This window comes from Marinobacter halotolerans (assembly GCF_008795985.1).
GTDB classification, from domain to species: domain Bacteria; phylum Pseudomonadota; class Gammaproteobacteria; order Pseudomonadales; family Oleiphilaceae; genus Marinobacter; species Marinobacter halotolerans.
Map to the genome: position 1 here is coordinate 1,977,124 of NZ_VMHP01000001.1, position 21,763 is coordinate 1,998,886.

The 21,763-nt window shown below is 58.1% G+C and carries 22 protein-coding genes; 6 read left to right on the forward strand and 16 right to left on the reverse strand.

Annotated elements, in window-relative coordinates; all coding sequences use genetic code 11:
- Window positions 1-75: 75 nt before the first annotated feature.
- The 10 genes from FPL19_RS09100 to FPL19_RS09145 form a co-directional block, all read right to left on the reverse strand.
- Window positions 76-528 carry a GFA family protein gene (locus FPL19_RS09100; RefSeq protein ID WP_318527383.1) on the reverse strand — a complete coding sequence of 151 codons (453 nt, stop codon included), beginning with the start codon at window positions 526-528 and terminating at the stop codon, window positions 76-78.
- A gap of 69 nt (window positions 529-597) precedes the next feature.
- Entirely contained in the window at window positions 598-1,350 is a 753-nt protein-coding gene (locus tag FPL19_RS09105; protein ID WP_191965242.1) for a hypothetical protein, read from the reverse strand.
- 265 nt (window positions 1,351-1,615) lie between these two features.
- Window positions 1,616-3,310 carry an AMP-binding protein gene (locus FPL19_RS09110; RefSeq protein ID WP_150912117.1) on the reverse strand — a complete coding sequence of 565 codons (1,695 nt, stop codon included), beginning with the start codon at window positions 3,308-3,310 and terminating at the stop codon, window positions 1,616-1,618.
- 19 nt (window positions 3,311-3,329) lie between these two features.
- Window positions 3,330-4,238 (reverse strand): hydroxymethylglutaryl-CoA lyase, encoded by a 909-nt coding sequence (locus tag FPL19_RS09115; RefSeq protein WP_150912118.1) that lies wholly within the window; start codon window positions 4,236-4,238, stop codon window positions 3,330-3,332.
- A complete protein-coding gene (locus FPL19_RS09120) occupies window positions 4,235-6,250 on the reverse strand; it encodes an acetyl/propionyl/methylcrotonyl-CoA carboxylase subunit alpha (RefSeq protein WP_150912119.1) in 2,016 nt (671 codons plus the stop codon). The genes FPL19_RS09115 and FPL19_RS09120 overlap by 4 nt, the downstream gene beginning before the upstream one ends.
- A complete protein-coding gene (locus tag FPL19_RS09125) occupies window positions 6,251-7,060 on the reverse strand; it encodes an enoyl-CoA hydratase/isomerase family protein (protein WP_150912120.1) in 810 nt (269 codons plus the stop codon).
- Window positions 7,061-7,074: 14 nt separating this feature from the next.
- Window positions 7,075-8,682 carry a carboxyl transferase domain-containing protein gene (locus tag FPL19_RS09130; protein ID WP_150912121.1) on the reverse strand — a complete coding sequence of 536 codons (1,608 nt, stop codon included), beginning with the start codon at window positions 8,680-8,682 and terminating at the stop codon, window positions 7,075-7,077.
- A 295-nt stretch (window positions 8,683-8,977) separates the two neighbouring features.
- Window positions 8,978-10,144 carry an isovaleryl-CoA dehydrogenase gene (locus tag FPL19_RS09135; RefSeq protein ID WP_150912122.1) on the reverse strand — a complete coding sequence of 389 codons (1,167 nt, stop codon included), beginning with the start codon at window positions 10,142-10,144 and terminating at the stop codon, window positions 8,978-8,980.
- Window positions 10,141-10,551, reverse strand: a complete 411-nt coding sequence (locus tag FPL19_RS09140) for a MerR family transcriptional regulator (RefSeq protein ID WP_150912123.1) — start codon at window positions 10,549-10,551, stop codon at window positions 10,141-10,143. Before FPL19_RS09140 ends, FPL19_RS09135 begins: the two co-directional genes overlap by 4 nt.
- Window positions 10,552-10,682: 131 nt before the next feature.
- The gene (locus FPL19_RS09145; protein ID WP_150912124.1) at window positions 10,683-11,123 is read right to left on the reverse strand and encodes a DUF4864 domain-containing protein; all 441 of its coding nucleotides are present in this window, start codon (window positions 11,121-11,123) and stop codon (window positions 10,683-10,685) included.
- A gap of 171 nt (window positions 11,124-11,294) precedes the next feature.
- On the opposite strand from FPL19_RS09145, the gene FPL19_RS09150 reads away from it, so the two are divergent.
- Genes FPL19_RS09150 through FPL19_RS09160 form a run of 3 tightly spaced genes read left to right on the forward strand, consistent with a single transcriptional unit; the run spans window position 11,295 to window position 13,727 of the window.
- Entirely contained in the window at window positions 11,295-12,179 is an 885-nt protein-coding gene (locus tag FPL19_RS09150) for a chemotaxis protein (RefSeq protein WP_150912125.1), read from the forward strand.
- 13 nt (window positions 12,180-12,192) lie between these two features.
- Window positions 12,193-13,050, forward strand: a complete 858-nt coding sequence (locus FPL19_RS09155; protein WP_150912126.1) for an Nmad3 family putative nucleotide modification protein — start codon at window positions 12,193-12,195, stop codon at window positions 13,048-13,050.
- Window positions 13,047-13,727, forward strand: coding sequence for an NAD-dependent epimerase/dehydratase family protein (locus tag FPL19_RS09160; RefSeq protein WP_150912127.1), 681 nt, complete (start codon window positions 13,047-13,049; stop codon window positions 13,725-13,727). The genes FPL19_RS09155 and FPL19_RS09160 overlap by 4 nt, the downstream gene beginning before the upstream one ends.
- Here FPL19_RS09160 and FPL19_RS09165 read toward each other — a convergent pair.
- The 3 genes from FPL19_RS09165 to FPL19_RS09175 form a co-directional block, all read right to left on the reverse strand.
- Window positions 13,691-14,452, reverse strand: coding sequence for a CLCA_X family protein (locus FPL19_RS09165; protein ID WP_150912128.1), 762 nt, complete (start codon window positions 14,450-14,452; stop codon window positions 13,691-13,693). The two genes, FPL19_RS09160 and FPL19_RS09165, sit on opposite strands and share 37 nt — an antisense overlap.
- A gap of 62 nt (window positions 14,453-14,514) precedes the next feature.
- Entirely contained in the window at window positions 14,515-14,940 is a 426-nt protein-coding gene (locus tag FPL19_RS09170; RefSeq protein WP_150912129.1) for an acyl-CoA thioesterase, read from the reverse strand.
- 15 nt (window positions 14,941-14,955) lie between these two features.
- Window positions 14,956-16,092 carry a zinc-dependent alcohol dehydrogenase family protein gene (locus FPL19_RS09175; RefSeq protein WP_150912130.1) on the reverse strand — a complete coding sequence of 379 codons (1,137 nt, stop codon included), beginning with the start codon at window positions 16,090-16,092 and terminating at the stop codon, window positions 14,956-14,958.
- Between the two features lie 195 nt (window positions 16,093-16,287).
- On the opposite strand from FPL19_RS09175, the gene FPL19_RS09180 reads away from it, so the two are divergent.
- Window positions 16,288-17,841, forward strand: coding sequence for a methyl-accepting chemotaxis protein (locus FPL19_RS09180; protein WP_150912131.1), 1,554 nt, complete (start codon window positions 16,288-16,290; stop codon window positions 17,839-17,841).
- Window positions 17,842-17,856: 15 nt separating this feature from the next.
- On the opposite strand, the gene FPL19_RS09185 is transcribed toward FPL19_RS09180, so the two are convergent.
- The 3 genes from FPL19_RS09185 to FPL19_RS09195 all read right to left on the reverse strand — a co-directional run bounded on the left by FPL19_RS09185 (window position 17,857) and on the right by FPL19_RS09195 (window position 19,631).
- Window positions 17,857-18,363: a prepilin-type N-terminal cleavage/methylation domain-containing protein gene (locus tag FPL19_RS09185; RefSeq protein ID WP_150912132.1), complete on the reverse strand. Its 507-nt coding sequence runs from the start codon at window positions 18,361-18,363 to the stop codon at window positions 17,857-17,859.
- Window positions 18,364-18,373: 10 nt separating this feature from the next.
- A complete protein-coding gene (locus FPL19_RS09190; protein WP_150912133.1) occupies window positions 18,374-19,120 on the reverse strand; it encodes an SDR family oxidoreductase in 747 nt (248 codons plus the stop codon).
- A 106-nt stretch (window positions 19,121-19,226) separates the two neighbouring features.
- The gene (locus tag FPL19_RS09195) at window positions 19,227-19,631 is read right to left on the reverse strand and encodes a hypothetical protein (RefSeq protein ID WP_150912134.1); all 405 of its coding nucleotides are present in this window, start codon (window positions 19,629-19,631) and stop codon (window positions 19,227-19,229) included.
- Window positions 19,632-19,764: 133 nt separating this feature from the next.
- Here FPL19_RS09195 and nei point away from each other — a divergent pair, with 133 nt between their 5' ends.
- Together nei and FPL19_RS09205 are read left to right on the forward strand one after the other, a co-directional pair.
- Window positions 19,765-20,607 carry an endonuclease VIII gene (gene nei, locus FPL19_RS09200; RefSeq protein WP_150912135.1) on the forward strand — a complete coding sequence of 281 codons (843 nt, stop codon included), beginning with the start codon at window positions 19,765-19,767 and terminating at the stop codon, window positions 20,605-20,607.
- 195 nt (window positions 20,608-20,802) lie between these two features.
- Window positions 20,803-21,762, forward strand: coding sequence for a TAXI family TRAP transporter solute-binding subunit (locus FPL19_RS09205; protein WP_150912136.1), 960 nt, complete (start codon window positions 20,803-20,805; stop codon window positions 21,760-21,762).
- Window position 21,763 lies beyond the last annotated feature (1 nt).

Sequence of the window (21,763 nt, forward strand, 5' to 3'; positions counted from 1 at the left end):
AACGCTTGGCTTTGCGGCGTGCCGGAGCGCAGCGTAGGTGCGTCCGCCAACAGCCTCTGGTTATGTAATGGTAATTCAATCTGGCAACCCCTCAAACTCTGGCACTTTTCCTAACTTCCCATCCCAAGCAGCTTTGCTTGATGAAAAGATGTGTGCTGTTGGCGCCATAGAGATTTCAGTGTCCAAGCACCCTGCGGGAACGACGAGCAAACCTGGGATCTGAGTGTTTGGCAATGCTGAGCCACACAACTTACAAAAGCTTTTGCTATGGCGAGTGCCTGGAAGCGTAAAGGAAGTCACAGCATCTGCACCCGACCGCCAGACCAAGTTAGCTGACTGTGAGAATAGATTTGCCGCATGAGCCGAACCCGTATCTTTTTGGCAATGCTGACAATGGCAAAGGTAAAAGCTATCGAAGTCACCTTTTACCTCAAAGCTCGCGGTGCCACACAGACAAGAACCTAAATGATCAGTCATCAGAATCCCTTCCATGGTCTGTGGATGAAATACACATAACGCCGCCAGCATGCGCGACTTTGTAGTGGAGGCGAAGCCGCAACGAAAAAGGCGACGCCGTGCCTGGCTTGGTTATACGTTTCAAAAACTTGGCTCAATGCGTGCCGGCCCACTCCACTCGAAACTAGCCAATACTCGATTCGCCAGGCTGACGAGAATCCCCAGTACTTCGGGGCTAATTTCGACTCTCTGGTAACTCCCGTTATCAATGGTGTAGCAAAGACTATTGCCCTCCAAGTTACTCAACCCTAAAAACCCTTCGACTTCCATTTTCTTACCCTTTTTCTTATCCCGGGGTGGCCCGTAACCGCGGGAACGATCTTCTATGTGAAGCGCTGAGTTTCTGATTTTTCGTACCGATGGCAATAGACGATCAAATTCATGTGAGCACTTTTCAATTTCTCCGGGAATCTCATCGTACTCCTGGAGAATCTCTAAATATTTACCAAATGAATCAACAGCGTATACAAATGTGTGAGCATGAATAAACGGAATTTTATGTATGTAAGAACGTGGCAACATACCGAGTTCGGCCTTTTTATCCCTCACTCGTTTTTCCGACAAAAGCCGATACTCATCGAAATTCTGATAGTAATCGTCGCCAGCCTCTTTCCTAATTTCATCCTCGGCCTGTCGCCTTATCTCAGCATCTCTTTCCCACTCATTACGGGGATCAGGTCTTTGACTTTGACTCTCTTCAAACATCGACAGAGCGATAGCTGCTTCGGTAAGAATTCCTTCAAGTGCACGCAGCGCGCCTTCTATCTCGAACCGAACCTCATCACTCTCAAGCTGAAGCCATGTCCCGGGGTAAGTCAGCTCATACAGATACATGGCACTCCTTACGTATAACAGCAATTAGATAGCGGTCACCCCGCCAACAAAAAACTGATCGCTTCATTACTCCATTCAGCTTGGAACCTAACCACTAAAAAGTCTCTAAAGTCAGGCCTCTGCAAACCTCGCAATCAAAAACCCCGTAATAACGAAGCGCGCTTCATGATTCCAGCTTCTCTCGGAGCGTATACGCCAACTACACAAAGCACAAACCCCGACATAAAGCCGGGGTTTGAGGTAGGAAAGAAGCAAAGGCTGAGGGCTACTTCTTCAACCCCATCTCCTCAATAGAAATCTCCCGCATCCTGAACTTCTGGATCTTCCCGGTGACGGTCATCGGGAATTCCTCCACGAACTTGTAGTTCCTGGGGATCTTGAAGTGGGCGATCTGGCCTTTGCAGAATTCCTGCAGTTCGTCGCGGGTGACAGGGTCTGCGTCCGGGCGCAGTTTCACCCAGGCGATGAGTTCTTCGCCGTATTTTTCATCGGGAATGCCGGTAACCTGCACCTCTTCGATGGCGGGATGGGTGTAGAGGAATTCCTCGATTTCTCTCGGGTAGATGTTCTCGCCGCCGCGGATGACCATGTCTTTGATGCGGCCGACGATCTTGATATAGCCGTCTTCGTCCATGGTGGCCAGGTCGCCGGTGTGCATCCAGCCGAAATCGTCGATGGCTTCGCGGGTTTTCTCTTCGTTGTTCCAGTACTTCAGCATCACGCTGTAGCCGCGGGTGCAGAGTTCGCCGGTTTCACCACGCGGCACCACGTTGCCGTTGGCCGGGTCGACGATTTTGGTTTCCTGGTGGGGCTGGGTGCGGCCCACGGTGGTCACCTGTTTCTCGAACGGGTCCAGGGAGCTGGTCTGGACGGACACGGGGCTGGTTTCGGTCATGCCGTAGGCAATCTGCACTTCCTTCATGTGCATCTTGTCGTTGACCTTTCTCATGATCTCCGCCGGGCAGATGGAGCCGGCCATGATGCCGGTGCGCAGGGTGGACAGGTCATAGGTTTCGAAGTCCGGCTCGGCCAGTTCAGCGATGAACATGGTGGGCACGCCATACAGGGCGGTGGCCTTCTCCTGGTGCACTGCTTGCAGCACGGCTTTCGGTTCGAAGCCCTCGGAAGGGTAAATCATGGTGGCACCGTGGGTGATGCAGCCCAGGTTGCCCATCACCATGCCGAAGCAGTGGTAAAGAGGCACGGGGATTACCAGGCGGTCTTGCTCGGTAAGCAACTGGCTTTCCCCCACAAAGTATCCGTTGTTGAGGATGTTGTGGTGGGTGAGGGTGGCACCTTTGGGGTTGCCGGTGGTGCCGGAGGTGAACTGTATGTTGATGGGGTCATCGAACTGTAGCTGGCCCTGTATCTTGTCCAGTTCTGCCTGGCTGATGTCGCCGGCGAATCCGATGAACTCCTCCCAGGTCCACATACCGTCGTGTTTGCGCTTGTCCAGGTTGATCACGCCGCGCAGTTCGGGCACTTTCTGGGCCTTGAGTCTGCCGGGACGGGCGGTTTGCAGTTCCGGAGCCAGGGCGTAGATCATCTTGCGGTAGTCAGACGCCTTGAAGCTGTCCGCGGTGACCAGTACCGCGATGCCGGCCAGGTTCATGGCGTACTCCAGTTCGTGCAGGCCATACGCCGGGTTGATGTTCACCAGAATGGCGCCCACCTTGGCGGTGGCGAACTGGGTGACCGTCCACTGGTAGCAGTTGGGGGACCAGATGCCCACGCGCTCGCCGCGTTTGACGCCGATGGCCATGAAGGCTCGGGCCGCTTCGTTGACCTTTTCCACGAACTCTCTGTAGGTCCAGCGAATGTTCTGGTGCAGGCATACCAGGGCTTCGGTGTTCGGGTATTTCTCGGCGGTGCGGTCCAGCATTGCGCCGATGGTCATGCCCAGGAGGGGTTTATCCGATGTGCCGCTCGTATAGCTTGGAGAGTAGCTTGGAAGAGTCATGTTTTCCGCCTCCAGTGATTCATTCCCCTGTTCCGCCCATGGCCTGGCCGACTCTGGAGCCGTTCTTTCGCCCCAGCTGTGCGCTGATCCAGTCCCCGGTTTTCACCAGTTTCTTCAGGTCCACGCCGGTTTCAATACCGAGCCCGTCTAGCAGATAGATCACGTCTTCCGTGGCCACGTTGCCGGAGGCGCCTCTGGCGTAGGGGCAGCCGCCAAGCCCGGCGACGGAGGCATCAATCACGCTGATGCCCTCTTCCAGCACGGCGTAAAGGTTGGCCAGGGCCTGGCCGTAGGTGTCGTGGAAGTGTGCCGCCAACTGATTCATGGGCACCTGTTCAGCCACGGCGGCGAGCATGCGTTTGGCCTTCAGTGGTGTGCCCACGCCAATGGTGTCACCCAGGGAAACCTCGTAGCAGCCCATGTTGAGCAGGGCTTTGGCCACCAGGGCCACCTGCGCGGGGGCGATATCGCCTTCATAGGGGCAGCCAAGTACGGTGGAAACGTAACCGCGCACCGGAATCCGGTGTTTTGCGGCGGCTTCCATCACCGGCGCGAACCGGTCCAGGCTTTCGGCGATCGAGCAGTTGATGTTTTTCTGGCTGAAGGTTTCAGACGCGGCGCCGAACACGGCCACTTCGTCCACTCCAGCGGCCAGGGCGTTTTCGAAGCCTTTGATGTTGGGGGTCAGGGCGGTGTAGCGCACACCGGGCTTGCGGCTAATGCCGGCCATCACTTCGGCGGCATCGCCCATCTGCGGCACCCATTTCGGGGACACAAAGCTGGCGGATTCGATGTGGGTCAGGCCGCAGTCGGCCAGGTGTTCGATCAGCCCGGTTTTTAGGTTGGTGGCGAGCACCGGGCCGGGTTCGTTCTGCAGGCCGTCCCGGGGGCTCATTTCGGCGATGCGTACGTGTCCGGGAAAGCTCATGTTTCTGTCTCCCTCTCCATCACATCAGGCACTACGTCAATGGCAATCAGTTCGGCGCCTTCGCTGACCTGGTCGCCTTCGGCAAAGAACACGTCGCTGACCACGCCATCGGCCGGGGCCTTGATGGCGTGCTCCATCTTCATGGCTTCCATGATAACCAGGGTCTGACCGGCGGTGACAGTGTCGCCCTTTCGGGCCTGTACAGAGATGACCGCCCCGTTCATGGGGGCCTCAAGGCTGCCTTCGGTGGCGACGTCGCCAAGGCCAAAGGTTTCCCGGAAGACCGCGCAGCGGAAGGTTTCGCCATTCTGGAACAGGGTTACGTCGCTGCCCTGCACATGCCCGAAAACCCGTTGGCGATGCCCGTTAATGGTGGCGTCCAGCTGGTCATCGTTCAGGGTGGCGTGAATTTGGTAATGCCCGGTCTCAGTGGTAATTGTCAGCTCGTCATCCTGGCTTTGCCCGTTGCGTATCTGCAGGGTGTGAACGGTATCGCCCACTTTCAGCTTCAGCGGTTCGGCATAGGTGGCATTCAGCCGCCAGTTGCTGAAGCTGGCAAACGGGGACCAGGGATCGGTCGGGTCCTTCGCTGGTTGGCGCTGTCTCATCACGAACGCGGCGGCCAGGGCAAGGGATTCGTCGTTGTCGATCGTCGGTGGCCCGAACAGCAGGCCGGCATGCTGGTCGATAAAGCCGGTGGTCAGGTCCGCGTTCCGGAAAGGGGTGGAATCGGCGATGGCGTGAAGGAACGACAGGTTGTTTTTCACCCCGGCAATCCGATAGTCGGCCAGTGCCGTCACCAGACGATTGATGGCTTGCTCACGGGTGTGGTCCCACACAATCAGTTTGGCAATCATCGGGTCGTAGTGAACGCTGATGTCATCGCCTTCCCGCACGCCGGTATCCACCCGCACATGATCGCTCTCGGCGGGGGTGCGCAGATAATGCAGACGGCCGGTGGCGGGCAGAAAGTCGTGGGCCGGGTCTTCGGCGTAAACGCGCACTTCCAGGGCATGTCCATGAATCGGTATTTCGGATTGCGACAGGGGCAGTGGGTCGCCATCGGCAATCCGTAGCTGCCATTCCACCAGATCCTGGCCGGTAATCATTTCGGTCACCGGGTGTTCCACCTGCAGGCGGGTGTTCATTTCCATGAAGAAGAATGAACCGTCCGCGTCGTAGAGAAATTCCACCGTGCCGGCGCCCACGTAATTGATGGCCTGGGCAGCGCGAACGGCGGCGTCGCCCATGGCTTTGCGGGTGCGTCTGGCCAGCCCCGGGGCGGGGGCCTCTTCAATGACTTTCTGATGGCGACGCTGCACGGAACAGTCACGCTCCGCCAGATAAACACCCTGGCCCTGATGGTCACAGAACACCTGGATTTCCACGTGGCGTGGGCGGGTCAGGTAGCGTTCGATCAGCATGTCCGGGTTGCCGAACGCGTTCATTGCCTCGCGCTGGGCGGCGGCCAGGGCATCGTTGAAGTCCTCGGGGCGTTCCACGACCCGCATGCCCTTGCCACCGCCACCGGCGACGGCTTTCAGCAGAACGGGGTAACCGCATTTCTGTGCTTCGGCTTTCAACAATTCCGGGGACTGGTCATCGCCATGGTAGCCGGGCACCAGAGGTACGCCGGCTTTTTCCATGATGGCCTTGGCGGCGGATTTGGAGCCCATGGCGGCGATGGCGGCCGAGGGCGGGCCAATGAACACAACGCCATTGGCTTCGCAGGCCTCGGCAAAGCCGGTGTTTTCCGACAGGAAGCCGTAACCGGGGTGAACGGCCTCGGCACCACTGCGTTTGGCGACGTCGATGATCCGTTCACCCAGCAGATAGCTTTCCGAGCTGGGCGCCGGCCCGATGTGGAAGGCTTCGTCGGCCATGGCCACGTGGCGGGCGTTGGCGTCGGCATCGGAATACACCGCCACACAGCGGATGCCCAGGCGATGGGCGGTCTGGATCACGCGGCAGGCGATTTCGCCACGGTTAGCGATCAGGATCTTGCGGAACATTTACTGATCCTCCTCGGGCGCCCAACTCGGAGGCCGCTTGTCCAGAAACGCGCCCAGCCCTTCCTGGCCTTCGTCGCTGACGCGGATGTCGGCGATGCGCTGGGAGGTCATGTCGATCAGTTCTTTGGTCAGTGGCTGCTGACTTACGTCAAAGACCAGTTGCTTGGCGGCCTTGATGGCCTCGGGGCCGTTCTGCATCAGTTGGGTAGTCAGTTCGTCGCAGCAGGTTTGCAGGGCGTCTTTGTTCTCACAGATCCTGTGGATAAGGCCCAGTTGTCTGGCCTTTTTGGCGCTGAACACTTCGGCGGTGAGGAAATACCGGCGTGCCTGGCGTTCGCCCATGGCCCTCACCACATAGGGGCTTATGGTGGCCGGAATCAGGCCCAGTTTGACCTCGCTCAGGCAGAACTTGGCGTCTTCCGTGGCAATCACAATGTCGCAGCAGGCGGCCAGCCCCACGGCGCCACCAAAAGCTGCGCCCTGCACCAGGCCAATCACCGGTTTGGGCAGGTGGTTGAGGGTGGACATCAGTTTTGCCAGTTGGCGGGCATCTGCCAGGTTTTCATCCCGGGTATTGCCGGCCATGCGCCGCATCCAGGCCAGATCGGCCCCGGCGGAGAAGTGCTTGCCTTCGGAACGCACGATCACCACGCGGGTGCTGTCGTCTTTGGCCACCTGGTCCAGGGCGTCAATCAGCCGGCGGATGATCAGGTCGTCGAACGCGTTGCGCTTTTCCGGGTAGTTGAGGACCACTTCGGTGACGCCTTCGGTACGTTTGTTCAGAACCACGGCGGGTGTCTGATCGGTCATGATGGTCTCCTCGATTACATCCGGAACACGCCGAAGCGCGTGGGTTTAGCCGGTCGGTTCAGGGTGGCGGACAGGCTGAGTGCGACCACTTCCCGGGTCTGGGCCGGGTCGATCACACCGTCGTCCCAGAGGCGGGCGCTGGCATAATAGGGGTGGCCCTGTTCTTCATACTTGTCGATGATTGGTTGCTTGAATTCGGCTTCTTCATCGTCGCTCCAGCTTTCGCCTTTGCGCTCCTTGCCTTCCCGTTTCACGGTGGCCAGCACACCGGCCGCCTGTTCGCCGCCCATCACCGAGATGCGGGCATTTGGCCACATCCACAGGAAGTCCGGGCTGTAAGCGCGGCCACACATACCGTAATTGCCCGCGCCAAAAGAGCCGCCGATCAGCACGGTGATCTTTGGCACGTTCGCGCAGGCTACGGCCATCACCATCTTGGCCCCGTGTTTGGCGATGCCTTCGGCCTCGTGGCGCTGGCCCACCATAAAACCGGTAATGTTCTGCAGGAACAGCAGGGGAATATTGCGCTGGCAACACAGCTCCACAAAGTGGGCGCCCTTCAAGGCGGATTCGCTGAACAGGATGCCGTTGTTGGCGATGATGCCCACGGGGTACCCGTGAATATAGGCAAAACCGGTAACCAGGGTCTGGCCGTAGTAGCGTTTGAATTCGTCGAATTCGGAACCGTCGACCATGCGGGCAATCACGTCCCGCACGTCAAAGGGCTTGCGCAGATCCGTGCCGACAATGCCGTAGATTTCTTTGGGGTCGTAAAGTGGCGTTTTGGGTTCGCGCACTTCCACCGGCGTGGGCTTTTTGCGGTTCAGGTTGCCAATGCAGCGGCGGGCAATGTCCAGGGCATGGGCGTCGTTTTCAGCGTAGTGATCGGCCACCCCGGAGGTTTTGCAATGCACGTCGGCCCCGCCCAGATCTTCGGCTGAAACCACTTCGCCGGTGGCCGCTTTCACCAGCGGCGGCCCGGCCAGGAAAATGGTGCCCTGTTCCCTGACGATAATGGACTCGTCCGCCATTGCTGGCACGTAAGCGCCCCCGGCGGTGCACAGTCCCATTACGACCGCGATCTGGGGTATATCGTCGGCAGACATACGGGCCTGGTTGTAGAAGATGCGGCCGAAGTGGTCTTTGTCCGGAAACACCTCATCCTGTCGGGGCAGGTTGGCGCCGCCGGAATCGACGAGGTAAATGCAAGGCAGGCAATTTTCGAGAGCGATCTCCTGGGCACGGAGGTGCTTTTTGACCGTCAGCGGGTAGTAGCTCCCGCCCTTCACCGTGGCGTCGTTGGCGATGATCATGCACTCGGTGCCGTTGACGCGGCCAATGCCTGCAACGGTGCCCGCAGCGGGGACGTCTTCGTCGTAAACGTTGTAAGCGGCAAGTTGGCCGATTTCCAGAAACGCGGCACCGTCGTCCAGCAGGTAGTTGATGCGTTCGCGCGGGAGCATTTTGCCCCGGGCCACGTGGCGCTCCTGATAACTGGGGCCGCCGCCTTGCTGGATGGTTGCGATTTTATCGTTCAGATCCGCGACGGCGTCTGCCATGGCCTGTTTTTTGGCCTGGAATTCGTCGTCTTTTGGGTTCACTTTGCTTTGGAGTACGGTCATATCTTATTCCGTGCATCGGGGCAGCGGGTAAAGCGATTCGAAAACCGCTACGAGCACCCCTTGCGGGGTCCAGCCAGCAATCACAGATTGCTGTCGTTCGGCTGCGCATGAAGCTTCGCTTAATAAACGCTTGCCTCACCCATGTGCGCTTATCTTCGGCCATCCATGGCCTACGAAATTTTCGAATCGCTTTACCCGCTGCCCCTCGTCTGGCTTTGGTTGCTAGCCGCTCAGCGCATTTTATTGGAGGTCACTGCCTAGGTCCGGCCGACCGCCTCCACCAAAGACAGAGGGCCTAGTTGTTCAAATACAGCTCCCGACCAATCAGCATACGCCGAATCTCGGAAGTACCCGCGCCGATCTCATAAAGCTTGGCGTCGCGGAGAAGGCGGCCGGTCGGGTACTCGTTGATGTAGCCATTGCCGCCCAGCAACTGGATGGCGTCCAGGGCCAGTTTGGTGGCCATTTCGGCGGAGTACAGGATCGCGCCAGCGGCGTCTTTGCGGGTGGTTTCGCCGCGGTCGGCGGACATGGCGACCATGTAGACGTAGCTCTTGGCGGTGTTCATCCAGGTGTACATGTCCGCGACCTTGCCCTGGACCAGCTCGAATTCTCCGATGGCCTGGCCGAACTGTTTGCGTTCGCGGATGTAGGGCACGGTGATGTCCATGGCCGCCTGCATGATGCCCAACGGCCCGCCGGAGAGCACCAGCCGCTCGTAATCCAGGCCGCTCATCAGCACTTTGGCGCCCATGCCTTCGCCACCCAGGATGTTCTCTTTTGGTACCTTGCAGTCTTCAAACACCAGTTCGCAGGTGTTGGAGCCGCGCATGCCCAGTTTGTCCAGCTTCTGGTGACGGCTGAAGCCAGGGTAGCCGCGCTCGACGATGAAGGCAGTAACGCCTTTGGAGCCGGCATTGACGTCGGTTTTGGCGTAGATGACATAAGTGCTGGCGTCCGGGCCGTTGGTGATCCACATTTTGGTGCCGTTCAGCACGTAGTGGTCGCCTTCGTCCCGGGCTGAGAGCTTCATGGAGATCACGTCGGAACCGGCGTTGGGCTCGGACATGGCCAGGGCACCGACGTGTTCGCCGCTGATGAGTTTGGGCAGGTACTTTTGCTTCTGCTCTTCGGTGCCGTTGCGGTAGATCTGGTTGACGCACAGGTTGGAGTGGGCGCCGTAGCTCAGTCCAACGGAGGCAGACGCACGGCTGATTTCTTCCATGGCGATCACGTGGGCCAGGTAGCCCATGCCCGCGCCGCCGTATTCCTCGCTGACTGTGATGCCCAGCAGGCCCATGTCGCCCATTTTCTGCCACAGGTCCATGGGGAACTGGTTGCTTTCATCGATGTCGGCGGCGCGGGGGGCAATTTCTGCCTGGGCGAAGCGGTTGATCTGTTCACGCAGGCTGTCGAGTGTCTCGCCTAGGCCGAAGTTAAGTTCGGTGTACTGGGATTTCATGTCATTGCCTTTTGTTGTCTGTGGCGGATGTCCTGAAGTGCTTCCTGGCATCGGCTTTCGTGGGCGTCCAGTTCCATTTCCATCATGGCGATGTCGTTTTTCTGCTGGGCCAGCTGGGCGCGGCGGCGCTCCACCACTTCCAGGGTTTTCAGTAGCTGCTTTTCAGTGCCGGTAAGGGTCTCGTCCCAAAGTTCGAACAGTTCCCGGGTTTCTGCCAGGGAGAAACCCATGCGCTTGCCCCGCAGGATAAGCTTCAGGCGCGCCCGGTCTTTACTGCTGAAGAGGCGGGTCTGGCCCTGACGGGCGGGGTGCAGCAATCCTTCGTCTTCGTAGAAGCGGATGCTTCGCGTAGTGACGTCGAATTCTCTGGCCAGCTCGCTGATGCTGAAATGTTTTTTGTCCGACATGGTGCTTCCGGTCAAATTGTTCTGATATTGACCAGATTAGTGGAAGTTTACGTAAACGTAAAGTCCGGGGTCAAATCGATGTCACGAGGGCATGCCAATCGGTTCGGTTTATCTGGTTCGATAATTCCGGATCAGATGGTGTCAGGTGCCTCTTTCAGCGCTACGCCGCCGATGCGCCATTGATCGTCATTGCGGACCATGCGGTAGACCGCACGCCAGCGTTTGCCGTCCGGGCCGCGCAGCTGCAAGACCTGGATCTGAAAGCCATCATGTGGAACGCGCTCCATGAATTCAATGGACGAGGCTTTGTACACGGGTTCGTAGGACAGTCTCACCATGTTGTAGAAGGTGTCGACAGAGCCGGTCTGGCGTTTGATGCCTTCGGATGCAAACGACCAGGCTGCCTCCTTGTCGTCGTTCGCGAAGGCTTCGATCTGGGACAGAATAATATCTTTTATGGCATCGTCGGTGTCGTCACTGGCCGCGGGCATGGCGGTCAAAGCGAGTGTGATAACGATGGCGACGGCGCATGCCAAAAGCTTGAATGTGGTGGTGGAGAAAAGGGTTTTCATGATGCGGCCTCCCGGAACGCTGTCTAAATATTACGCAGCCAGAAGGTTGGCGGATTCAAATCGTACTTCCGCACCTACTGATGGATTGTCGAAGGTTTCGGCTTTCCGTATCGGGCAGTCTGCAGGCAGACTGTTATACTCGTCGACATACTTTTAACAGGATGAGCGCCCATGGCTGAGGGAAAATCGCATCCCCAGAAATTGCTTCTTTTTTATCTGAACGACAATCGGCTGTTCGGTCTGGGCACGCTGAAGATTCGGGAAATCATGCCCTATACCCCGCTGTCGCGGCTGCCGAAGAGTCACGGTGCGGTGATCGGAGCCATGAATTTTCGGGGCTCCACGGTGCCGGTAATCGATATGGCCTATGCGGTGGGCTATGCACCTCTGACGCCGGAGGAGCGGAAGACCGCATCCATTATCGTCACGGACGTACAGCGCAAGGAAATCGGCTTTCTGGTGCGCAATGTGCGGAAGATTATCGAGACCCAGTGGAAGGATGTGGCGCCGCCGCCCAAGAGCCTGGGAAACCGGGCGTTTATTACCGGCCTTCTCCAGCTGGACAAGGAAATCGTTCAGTTGCTGGATGTGGAGCTGTTGCTGGCCCGGGTGTATCCGGAGTCAGTGAATCCGGCGGAGGTGGTGCTGACGGATGTGCAGCGGGAAACCCTGAAAGGCCTGAACATTCTGCTGGTGGACGATTCCCAGGTGGCCCGTAAGCAGCTGTCTGACGCGCTGGACAGCAAGGAGGTGTCTTATTCGGTAACCACCAACGGCCAGGATGCGCTGAACCATCTGCTGGAAGCGGATAGCCACGGCAAACCGGTGGATATTCTGGTCAGCGACATCGAGATGCCCGGTCTGGACGGCTACGAACTGACGTTCAATGTGCGGGACAAGTCCGGCCTGAAGCAGCCCTACATTATTCTGCACACTTCACTGAACAGCGAGATGAGTGTGAGCTATGCCACACAGGTGGGGGCCGACGAAGCCCTGACCAAATTTGATGCGGAAGAACTGCTGCATGCCATACTGAGAGGCGCGGAGCAGCGGTAAACCGGGAACTATCTTGAAACTGATTCTGAGCCGCAAGGGATTTGATTCGTCTGCCGGCGGCTGCCCCAGCCCCCTCTTCCCCGACGGTCGCGGCTATGCGCTGCCGATTCCTGATCGTCGCTCACGCATCCCCTACGGCGAGATTCAGTGGCGGGGCCAGAAAGTCGGCACGCTGATTCGTAACCTGACCGGTGATCCCCGGGCACGGCAGCGAAAAGCCCATCTGGATCCGGACCTGATTGCCGATTCATTGCCTCGTGCCCCGGGCTGGCGGCCCTGCCTGGGGCAGTCCGGCAGTGCGCAGGGCCATCTGAAAAAACAGGGCGTTGGTGAGGGTGACCTGTTTCTGTTTTTTGGTCTGTTCCAGGCGGTAGAGAAACAGCGGGGCCGCTGGCGCTTCCGTCGGGATTCAAAACCCTTCCATGGTCTCTGGGGCTGGCTGCAGATTGGCGAGGTCCACGCCATTGATCAGTTGGCCGACGGTCAGTTGCCCTGGGCCGGCTATCATCCGCATTTTCACGGCGAAGCAGATTCTGCCAACACGCTTTATGTGGCTAGCGACCAGCTTGAGCTGGCAGGAGAAAAGATCGGTTGCAGCGGTGCCGGGATCTTTGATCAGATGACGTCTAAACACCGGTTGACCGCGTCGCAGGCCAGAACCACAACCGAATGGCGGTTGCCCGCCTGCTTTTATCCGGAGTCGGTGGCCGACGCCATGACCTATCATCAGAACATGGATCGGTGGTCACGGACGGCTTCGGGCTGCGCGCTGAAAAGCGCCGCCCGGGGTCAGGAATTTGTGCTGGATGCGGCCCACAAACCAGAGGTTCTGGACTGGGTGAAAACACTGTTACAGGGAGTGGACCAATGAAAGTGCTGTTACTGGGTGCCACCGGCCTGACCGGCGGCATGGTAATGGATAAATTACTGGCTTGTGAGCAGGTCTCCTGCGTGGTGGCGCCGGTTCGCCGGGAAACCGGTATCAGCCATCCAAAGCTGGCAGAGGCACTGGTGGATTTTGATCATCTGGAGCAACACCAGGACCTGTTCGCGGTAGACGCCATTATCTGTTGCCTGGGTTCGACCATCAAAAAGGCCGGTTCTCGGGAGCGATTCCGCCAGATTGACGGTGGTATTCCGCTGAAAGCGGCGGAGCTGGGCCGGCAGCAGGGGGTCAACGCTTTTCTGTTGATGTCCGCCGTGGGGGCATCTTCGTCATCGCCGGTTTTCTACAACCGCGTGAAAGGCGAGCTGGAAGACGCGCTGAAAACGCTGAATTACCCCCGGCTGTCCATCTATCAGCCTGGGCTGCTAATGACTGAAAGGGCCGAGCAGCGGCTGGCCGAAAATCTTGGGATCAAGGCCATGCCCGCGGTCAACTGCCTGCTGCAAGGACCCTTAAAGCGGTATCGGGGTATTGATGCGGCGCACGTGGCCAGTGCCATGGTTAATGAAGTGATGCTACTGGCCGAGCAGGGCGCTGCCGCGCCGGGCGGCGTTTTCTATCATCATTACGATGACATGGTGGCGTCCGCCAGTTCCCGGTAAAGCGCGCCGCCCAGTGCCTGAAAATAACGCCGGAACGCTTCGTTGATACCTGAACGCTGCTCGCCCTGGGGATAGAGCCCGGCCCTGGCTTCGTCTGACTGTCGGCTGCCGCGAACCAGGAAATGACTCATGGGGCGGGCGTCTTCCACGAAGGCTTCGAAGGCGCGGGCGCACATCTCCTCCGGCCGGGCGTAATAAAGCACGCCCATGCTTTGATCCGCCTGGCGGGACTGGCGGAAAAGCTCGCTGGGTTCGGTGCCATTCTGGTTCAGCATCACCGCCTTGAAGCAATCAGCCAACAGACCATTCAGTGGGTGGGGTTTCAGCGGCGTGCTTTCCAGCCAGCCGGTGGAGGCGAACAGTCCTTTGCCGGATTTCTGGAACATGCGGCTGCCCATGTAATGGTCAAAGGCGTGGAACCATTCATGGGCGAGGCTTCCCGCCCCGGCGTTTTTGGCCAGCGCGAGCTGCCGGGTGCCAGGCAGGTAATGGGCCGACACGCCCGGCCGACCACCGATACCGTATTGCAACCCCAGGGTCTGGCGCAGGGAGATCAGGTGTTCCGGGCCACCCAGTACGTCCATCAGGTCGTTCAGGGCCTGCTGGAAACGGATGGCGGCGCGGTCTTTCTCGGGCTCGGATACCCATCGTCCGATTTCAATGCTGCGAAATTCAAAGCGCCGTCTTATGGTGGCGAAATTCGCAGGTTGGCTCTCTGGTCTCATGGCGTGACACCGGTGAGTGACTGTTGCCACAAAGCGTAGAATATAGCTGTACAAATGTACAGTTATCCTGGCTGAGAATGAATGCCTTCAAGCGCCTTACGGATTGGGCCGGGAATGGGTACTGACACATTGTTGGCCCGGTCTACGAATACGTGAACCATCTCCCCTATCGCGGCAGCATCGTTCTCGCCTTCCCGGAAAATCGCCACCTGGTAGGTGACCGACTTCGAGCCGATTCTGCAGACCTTCAGGCCGGCATCCAGCGCCTCGGGATAGGCCACCGGCTTTTTGAACTGGCAGCTTGAGCTGACCATAAACCCAACAGCGGGGGCGTGGTGAATATCCAGACCGCCTTCGTCGATCAGGTAGCGATTAATCACCGAATCAAAATAGGAATAGTAGGTCACGTTATTCACGTGACCGTAGATATCGTTGTCCATCCAGCGGGTGGTGATGGGGTAAAAAACAGAGAAATCAGATCGTTCCATGGATAAAAACCGGGTCTATTTGCTGTCGAAAAGAATAACCTGACGAATGGCCTTGCCGTCGGCCAGACGTTCAAAGCCTTCGTTGATCTGGTCCAGCGTGAGCGTGTCGCTCAACAGTTTGTCCACCGGCAATCGCCCCTGCCGGAACAGACTGACATAACGGGCTACATCGCGTACCGGTACACAGCTGCCCACGTAACTGCCTTTCAGTGTTCGCTCTTCCGCCACCAGGCTGACCTGCTGGATCGACACCTTGCGGTCCGGGTGGGCAAGCCCACCCGTTACGGTCATTCCTCCGCGCCGGGTGATCTGATACGCCAGTTCCAGGGCTTTCTCCGAACCGGCCATTTCGATGGCGCAATCCACCCCACCGCCAGTCAGCGCACGGATCTGGTCCTTGCAATCGGGATCGGACGGGTTGAATCCCACGCTGGCACCCAGAGCCTTGGCGGTCGCGAGCTTACCATCGTCCAGATCCACGGCGATGACTTCACTGGCGCCAGCGACCAACGCACCCAGCACGCTGTTAAGCCCTACACCGCCCAGCCCGATCACGGCAACGGTTTGCCCGGGGCGGATGTTAGCGGAATTGATGGCGGCACCAACGCCGGTCAGCACCGCGCAGCCAAATAGCGCTGCGTGTTCAAAGGGCAGTGACTTGTCGATTTTGACCAGTGAATCCCGGGATACCACGGCGTGGTCGGCAAAGGCGGACACGCCCAGGTGATGGTTGATGGGCGTGCCGTCGGAACGGTGCAGTCGGTATCCCCCTTCGATCAGGGTGCCGGCGTTGTTGGCCACCGCCGCCGGTTCACACAATGCCGGCCGGCCTTCGGCGCAGGGAGCGCAGTGGCCACAGCTGGGCACAAACACGGTGACCACATGATCGCCCGGCGCCAGATCGTGGACGCCCGCGCCAACGGTTTTGACCACACCCGCCGCCTCATGGCCCAGGGCCATGGGCACCGGCCGGGGGCGGTTGCCGTCAATGACTGAAAGATCGGAATGGCACAGCCCCGCAGCTTTGATCTGCACCAGCACCTCGCGATCACCTGGCGGCTCCAGGTCGAGTGTCTCGATTGAGAGAGGGCGGGTGTCTGTGTAAGGGCGCTCGGCGCCGATGGTTTGCAGAACGGCTGCGCGGATTTTCATAGGGGTATTCCCTGCTGTGTTGTTGTATGAGTTTTAGACAAAGTACCGCACTTTTTGCAGCGAGGGGAAGGTAACTCATGGGCCAGTTCGGATACGAAAAATGACAAATAAAGTTAAAAGCTTTCGTCTCTCGGCCGATGATAAGAGTACTTGCTGAATCGAATAATAAGATTGTTCATATAAAGGATTTGTTCAATGCGTAAAAACCTTCCCGTAACAGATGTAGAGCTGAAGTTCCCTGAATCCCAGAAATTGATCTCATCGACTGATCTGAAAGGCAAGATTCAACACTGTAACGACGACTTCGTTGCAGTAAGCGGCTTTACCCGGGAAGAGCTGATCGGGCAGCCACATAACATTATTCGTCATCCGGACATGCCGCCGGAAGCCTATGAAAAGATGTGGTCTTATCTTAAGTCCGGGCGACCGTGGATGGGCCTGGTCAAGAACCGACGCAAAAACGGCGATTTTTACTGGGTCAGCGCTTATGTCACTCCGGTTACAGAGAACGGCAGTGTGGTGGGCTATGAATCGGTAAGGTCCTGTCCGAACCGCGAGGATGTGGAGCGGGCCGAAAAGCTCTACGCAAAGATCCGTAGCGGTAAAAGCGGCTTGCCTTTCTGGAAAAGGCTGAGCCCCAGTGTTATTTTTCTGGCGGCTGTATTCAGCGCCGTGGCCCTGCTTTTCTATTCTGACTATCGGCTCGCGTCGGAGCTTGTGTTATCGGTGGGAGTGGTCGCCTATGCAATCTGGATGAACCTGTCCAAGCGGCAGCTTCTGCGTTCGGTAACGGCATTAATGGAAAAGTCTTTTACCGACGACCTGGCGGCTCTGAGCTATACCGATGACGATTTGCCGTTGGGGCGAATCAAGGTGGCTGTCCGCGCCCAGCAGGCCCACCTGGATGCGGTGCTGACCCGCCTTGAGGATTCCGCAAACAAGGCCAAGACCGGTGCGATGCACGGGCTCGAAGTGATGTACGAGGCCCAGCAGACGCTCCGCAAACAGCAGGGTGAAACCGAGCAGGTCGCCGCTGCTGTTCACGAGATGTCCCAGACGATTGCGGAGGTTTCCTCCAACGTCCAGGAAACCGCATCGAAGGCGGACGGTGCACGCGAATTCGCGACCCAGGGTTCGACAGTGGTGGCTGCTACCCGTGGCGCGATCGAGAATCTGAAGTCTACGGTGCACAGCATCAGTGAGTCGGTTCAGGAGCTGGCGTCGGAAACCGGCAAGATTGCGGGTGCCGCCAAGATCATTGAAGAAATCGCCGAACAGACCAACCTGCTGGCTCTGAATGCGGCTATCGAAGCCGCGCGCGCCGGTGAACACGGCCGCGGATTTGCGGTGGTGGCCGATGAAGTGCGCAACCTTGCCCGCCGGACCCAGGATTCCACCAAAGAAATCCACGGCATTATCGATACCCTGCAGTCCCGTGCCTCCAACTCGGTGAAGATTGCGAAAGAGGGCAATACGGCGGCGGACAGTGGTCTGGAGAAAATGCTGGAAGCCGAAAGAACCCTCAGCGAAATCGCCGAGTCGGTCAACGTCATCGCCGAAATGGCAACACAGATGGCCGCCTCCGTGGAAGAGCAGGCCCAGGTGGCGGATCAGATCAACGAACAGGTTGAGCAGATCTCAACCCTGGCCTCGGAAAATCTGGCCAAGGGTGAAGAGTCCACGGAAAGCTCGAAACAGATGGACCGCATCGCCAGCGATCTGCATGAGCTGGTTGTGCGATTCAAATAGGGAAGAACCGGGTTTTTAACAGCCTGAGGTGACCTTGGTTACTGTGCATTCAGGGTCACCGAAAGAGTCATACTCGACATAGCAGGTATTGAGGTCATAACCGACTCTGGTGTACCGGTTATCAACCTGGCTCAGCAAGGTCTGGTCGTTCTCATCTATCGAGAGATAATCCAGCATTGTCAGTGCGTCTGCACTCTCTGCCCGGCTTTCAGGGCAGAGGTTGCGCCAGTCCACTTCTGAACGGCCCGCTTCTGTTTCGATAATGAGACCGGTTTGTGCGTTGCCGCCAGATGGGTTGGCAGCGGCGGGAGACAGGCCCTGCGCCCGGGCCTTGGCTTTGACAATGCCAATGGTGCTTCTCATGGTACCTTCCACACCGTCCAGCGCAGCCAGGCGAGCGCTGGATGACAGATCCGCAAAGCGGGGCAGGGCAAAGGCGGCAAGAACCCCCAGAATAACGATCACCAGCACCAGCTCGATCAGCGTAAAACCATCTGGCCGTGAGGCCGGAATACTGCTCATCTGTTGCCTCTCACATCGCCCGCGCAAATAGCCCGAAAGGCATGGCTTTCAGTACGCGGCTAAGAGGCGTCCAGGGCCACCAGGGCACGTACGCGCAGCGCTTTTCCGACTCGATGGCTTTAACCAGGGCTTTTACCCCGGTTTCCAGATCCACCCGGAAGGGGGCCGTTTTCGCATCGCGATTGATGTCCGTCAGGATATAGCCGGGCATGATGTTGCTGACGTTAATAGGTTTGCCGTAGGTGTCCAGTTGCAGGCCTTCCGCCAGGGAAGCGACCGCGGCCTTGGTGGCTGCGTAAACGTTAAGCGGCCCACGGAACCCGCGCACGCCGCTGACTGAAGACATCAGCACCAGGTGCCCGCTGTTCTGCTCGCGGAAGATTTCCATGGCTGCCTCGCTTTGGGCAATCGCGCCGATAACGTTGGTTTCCACGGTATGGCGATTGGCTTCAAAATGGCCTCTGCCGATGGGTTGGGAGCTGCCAATGCCGGCGTTGACCACAACCCGGTCGAGGCTGCCCAGCTCTTCCCGGAAGCCCCGAAAGACCTCGAATACCTGCTCGTAGTTGCACACGTCCAGTCCCCGCACCAACACCCGGATGTCCGGATAGGCCTGCTGAAGCTCACGTTGAAGTGCTTCCAATTTGTCCGCCCGGCGGGCACACAGCGCAAGATTGCAGCCCTTCGCCGCCCATTCTCGGGCCATGCCTTCGCCAAGCCCGGAACTGGCCCCGGTGATCAGGATATTCTTGCGCATAATGCATGGTCTCCAACTGTGTTCTGAAGCTTGCACCCTATCGCTATTTGGCAAAAAGCTCCACAGGACTGATCCGTGTTCAGCACCGATTTATTGACAGGGGCCGCTATTGAAAGCGGATATAGCAGCGCTGACGCTGGCTGGCCAGTTGCCGAATCTCGGCTTTATTTTCGTCCAGATCGAACTGTTCCACAGTGGCAATGAACCGACTGATATACAGGCATTGGTTCAGGGCTGGCAGCCATTTCCCGGGTAGGCGGTCGCCCCGCGCCTGCAAGTCCGCCTCCGATAACAGCCAGCGGTTATCCGGGCTCTGGCGAAATGCCTGCCAAGTGGCCGCATCCCAGCTCTGCGCGCCATGCGCTCTGGCGTAGGCAACAGGCACCACAGTGGTTTGCTCCCTTTCTTCGGGTCTGAGCAGTGTCAGTGCGGCAGTGATCAGGACAGCCGCGATCAGCGTGATTCCCGCGGCAGAGTAAAGCCTGTTGTTGCGAGGCAATGCGTCATTCATTCCCGCCACCTGTCTCAATCTAATACAACTCCAGTACGAAGAATCTTCCAATTGGGTCTGCCAGGTACTCCGAAAGCGGACAATGAACGTAGCTTTACATCTACGTACCGAACAAGTAGCCGGAGAGCTGACAATGCCCGAAGGGCCCGAAATACGACGTATGGTGGATGACATTGAGGCTGCGATTGGTGACAAGAGCGCCGAGCAGGTCTTTTTTGCTTTCGACCACTATAAATCTTTCGAGTCGGCTCTGGCCGGACGCAGAGTGAGTTCGGTGGAAGCCAGGGGAAAAGCGGTTCTGGTGTTTTTTGAGGCCACGGTCACGGACGGCTCCTGGTGCGTATACAGTCACAACCAACTGTATGGGAAATGGCGTATGGGCTCCCCAAACAGAGAACCCGCTACCAACCGCCAGCTGCGATTTGCGATTTTCAGCGGCAAGAAGGCTGCACGGCTTTACAGCGCCTCGGACATACAGCTGGTGAGGCCGGATGCCCTGGACCAGGTGGGTTATCTGAGCCGGTTGGGGCCGGACCCCTTGAATCAGTCGGTTGGTATTAACGACCTGATGGCGGTTTTTGACGACAAGCGCTTTGCCGGACGGGCACTGGGTGGCCTTTTACTGGACCAGGGGTTTGTCGCCGGTATAGGGAACTATTTGCGCTCGGAGATTCTGTTCGAAGCTCGTTTGGCGCCTGCCACCCGGCCGAAAGATCTGGACGGGACTGACCGGGAACGCCTCGCCCAGGCCATTCTGGAGATGCTCAGCCGGGCCTATCGGCTAAAAGGCATCACCAACGATCCGGATCGGGCTGAACGGCTGAAACAGGCAGGCTGGAGCTTTGGCCAGCGCCGTCACATGGTGTTCAATCGCGATGGCCAGGCCTGTCACGAATGTGATTCCCCCATTACCCGAATTCAGCAGGCCAGTCGCCGGTTGTATTTGTGTGAAACCTGCCAGAATACCCGCACCTGACCCCTTAGCCGGCCAGTTTCCGCTTATCCTATTCGGCACTAATCGGCGGATTTCCGCCTATTGCTGTATCCGGAATGCCCTTCAGGCCTTTATTCGCGGGCTTTGAGCCTTTGGCACGTTAGCTGCAGTTACCTTGACCAGTCATTGACGTCTTTCAGACATCGATGCCATTCAAATAATAACGAGGTGATTACCATGCGAAAGTTGCTTATTGCAGCCAGTGCCTGCCTGATGATGGGCGCTGCTTCAGCCCAGGCCCAGACCAACCTGTCGATTGCTACCGGTGGAACCGGGGGCACCTATTACCCGCTCGGGGGCGGCCTTGCCGAGCTGATCAGTTCTGAGATTGAAGGCTACAAGGCGGTTGCGGAAGTGACCGGTGCGTCCGTTGAGAACATGGGCCTCATTCATCGCCAGGACTCCGATCTGGCGATTGCCCTGGCAGATACGGTTCACCAGGCCTATCACGGTGGCGAGCGGTTTAACGGCAATAAGCTTGATGTGCTGGCACTTGCCTCGCTTTATCCCAACGCGGTTCAGATCGTCACACTGGCGGACTCCGGTGTTACCTCCCTGGCAGACCTGAAAGGCAAGCGGGTTTCCGTCGGGGCGCCCGGCAGTGGAACCGAGGTAAACGCCAAAGCGTTGCTGGAATCCAACGGCATGAGCTTCGAGGATTTTGACGTTCGCAGTCTCAACTTCAATGAATCCGCCGATGCTCTGCGCGATGGCGACATTGATGCCGGTTTCTGGAGCGTGGGCCCGCCCACAAGTTCCATCGTTAGCCTGGCCAACACCCGCGATATCGCCCTGGTCTCGCTGTCGAAGCAGGAAGTGGCCAACGCCCGGGAAGCAGTGCCGGTTTTTGCTCCCTACACACTTCGGGCCGGAATCTATGAGGGCCTGGAAGCACCCACCAGCAGCATTGGTATTCCTAACGTGCTCACGGTAAATTCGGCCATGTCTGAGGATCTTGCCTACAAGATCACCAAGCTTCTGTTCGAAAAGGTGGAAGCCCTTCGGGCCATTCATCCGGCGGCCAATGACACCACGGTGGAGTTCAGCCTCGAGTCTACCCCTATTCCTTTGCACCCGGGCGCCGTCCGTTATTACGAGGAAATTGGGGCGTCTATCCCTGACAATCTGCGCCCCTGAC

What these genes read in the sequence shown, in the direction of transcription:
- FPL19_RS09150 (WP_150912125.1), top strand. Translation starts at nt 11,295, where the DNA reads ATGGCTGAGGGAAAATCGCATCCCCAGAAATTGCTTCTTTTTTATCTG.
- FPL19_RS09160 (WP_150912127.1), top strand. Translation starts at nt 13,047, where the DNA reads ATGAAAGTGCTGTTACTGGGTGCCACCGGCCTGACCGGCGGCATGGTA.
- FPL19_RS09165 (WP_150912128.1), bottom strand. Translation starts at nt 14,452, where the DNA reads ATGAGACCAGAGAGCCAACCTGCGAATTTCGCCACCATAAGACGGCGC.
- nei (WP_150912135.1), top strand. Translation starts at nt 19,765, where the DNA reads ATGCCCGAAGGGCCCGAAATACGACGTATGGTGGATGACATTGAGGCT.
- FPL19_RS09205 (WP_150912136.1), top strand. Translation starts at nt 20,803, where the DNA reads ATGCGAAAGTTGCTTATTGCAGCCAGTGCCTGCCTGATGATGGGCGCT.
- FPL19_RS09120 (WP_150912119.1), bottom strand. Translation starts at nt 6,250, where the DNA reads ATGTTCCGCAAGATCCTGATCGCTAACCGTGGCGAAATCGCCTGCCGC.
- FPL19_RS09135 (WP_150912122.1), bottom strand. Translation starts at nt 10,144, where the DNA reads ATGAAATCCCAGTACACCGAACTTAACTTCGGCCTAGGCGAGACACTC.
- FPL19_RS09185 (WP_150912132.1), bottom strand. Translation starts at nt 18,363, where the DNA reads ATGAGCAGTATTCCGGCCTCACGGCCAGATGGTTTTACGCTGATCGAG.
- FPL19_RS09180 (WP_150912131.1), top strand. Translation starts at nt 16,288, where the DNA reads ATGCGTAAAAACCTTCCCGTAACAGATGTAGAGCTGAAGTTCCCTGAA.
- FPL19_RS09140 (WP_150912123.1), bottom strand. Translation starts at nt 10,551, where the DNA reads ATGTCGGACAAAAAACATTTCAGCATCAGCGAGCTGGCCAGAGAATTC.
- FPL19_RS09100 (WP_318527383.1), bottom strand. Translation starts at nt 528, where the DNA reads ATGCTGGCGGCGTTATGTGTATTTCATCCACAGACCATGGAAGGGATT.
- FPL19_RS09175 (WP_150912130.1), bottom strand. Translation starts at nt 16,092, where the DNA reads ATGAAAATCCGCGCAGCCGTTCTGCAAACCATCGGCGCCGAGCGCCCT.
- FPL19_RS09145 (WP_150912124.1), bottom strand. Translation starts at nt 11,123, where the DNA reads ATGAAAACCCTTTTCTCCACCACCACATTCAAGCTTTTGGCATGCGCC.
- FPL19_RS09130 (WP_150912121.1), bottom strand. Translation starts at nt 8,682, where the DNA reads ATGACCGTACTCCAAAGCAAAGTGAACCCAAAAGACGACGAATTCCAG.
- FPL19_RS09105 (WP_191965242.1), bottom strand. Translation starts at nt 1,350, where the DNA reads ATGTATCTGTATGAGCTGACTTACCCCGGGACATGGCTTCAGCTTGAG.
- FPL19_RS09110 (WP_150912117.1), bottom strand. Translation starts at nt 3,310, where the DNA reads ATGACTCTTCCAAGCTACTCTCCAAGCTATACGAGCGGCACATCGGAT.
- FPL19_RS09170 (WP_150912129.1), bottom strand. Translation starts at nt 14,940, where the DNA reads ATGGAACGATCTGATTTCTCTGTTTTTTACCCCATCACCACCCGCTGG.
- FPL19_RS09125 (WP_150912120.1), bottom strand. Translation starts at nt 7,060, where the DNA reads ATGACCGATCAGACACCCGCCGTGGTTCTGAACAAACGTACCGAAGGC.
- FPL19_RS09195 (WP_150912134.1), bottom strand. Translation starts at nt 19,631, where the DNA reads ATGAATGACGCATTGCCTCGCAACAACAGGCTTTACTCTGCCGCGGGA.
- FPL19_RS09115 (WP_150912118.1), bottom strand. Translation starts at nt 4,238, where the DNA reads ATGAGCTTTCCCGGACACGTACGCATCGCCGAAATGAGCCCCCGGGAC.
- FPL19_RS09190 (WP_150912133.1), bottom strand. Translation starts at nt 19,120, where the DNA reads ATGCGCAAGAATATCCTGATCACCGGGGCCAGTTCCGGGCTTGGCGAA.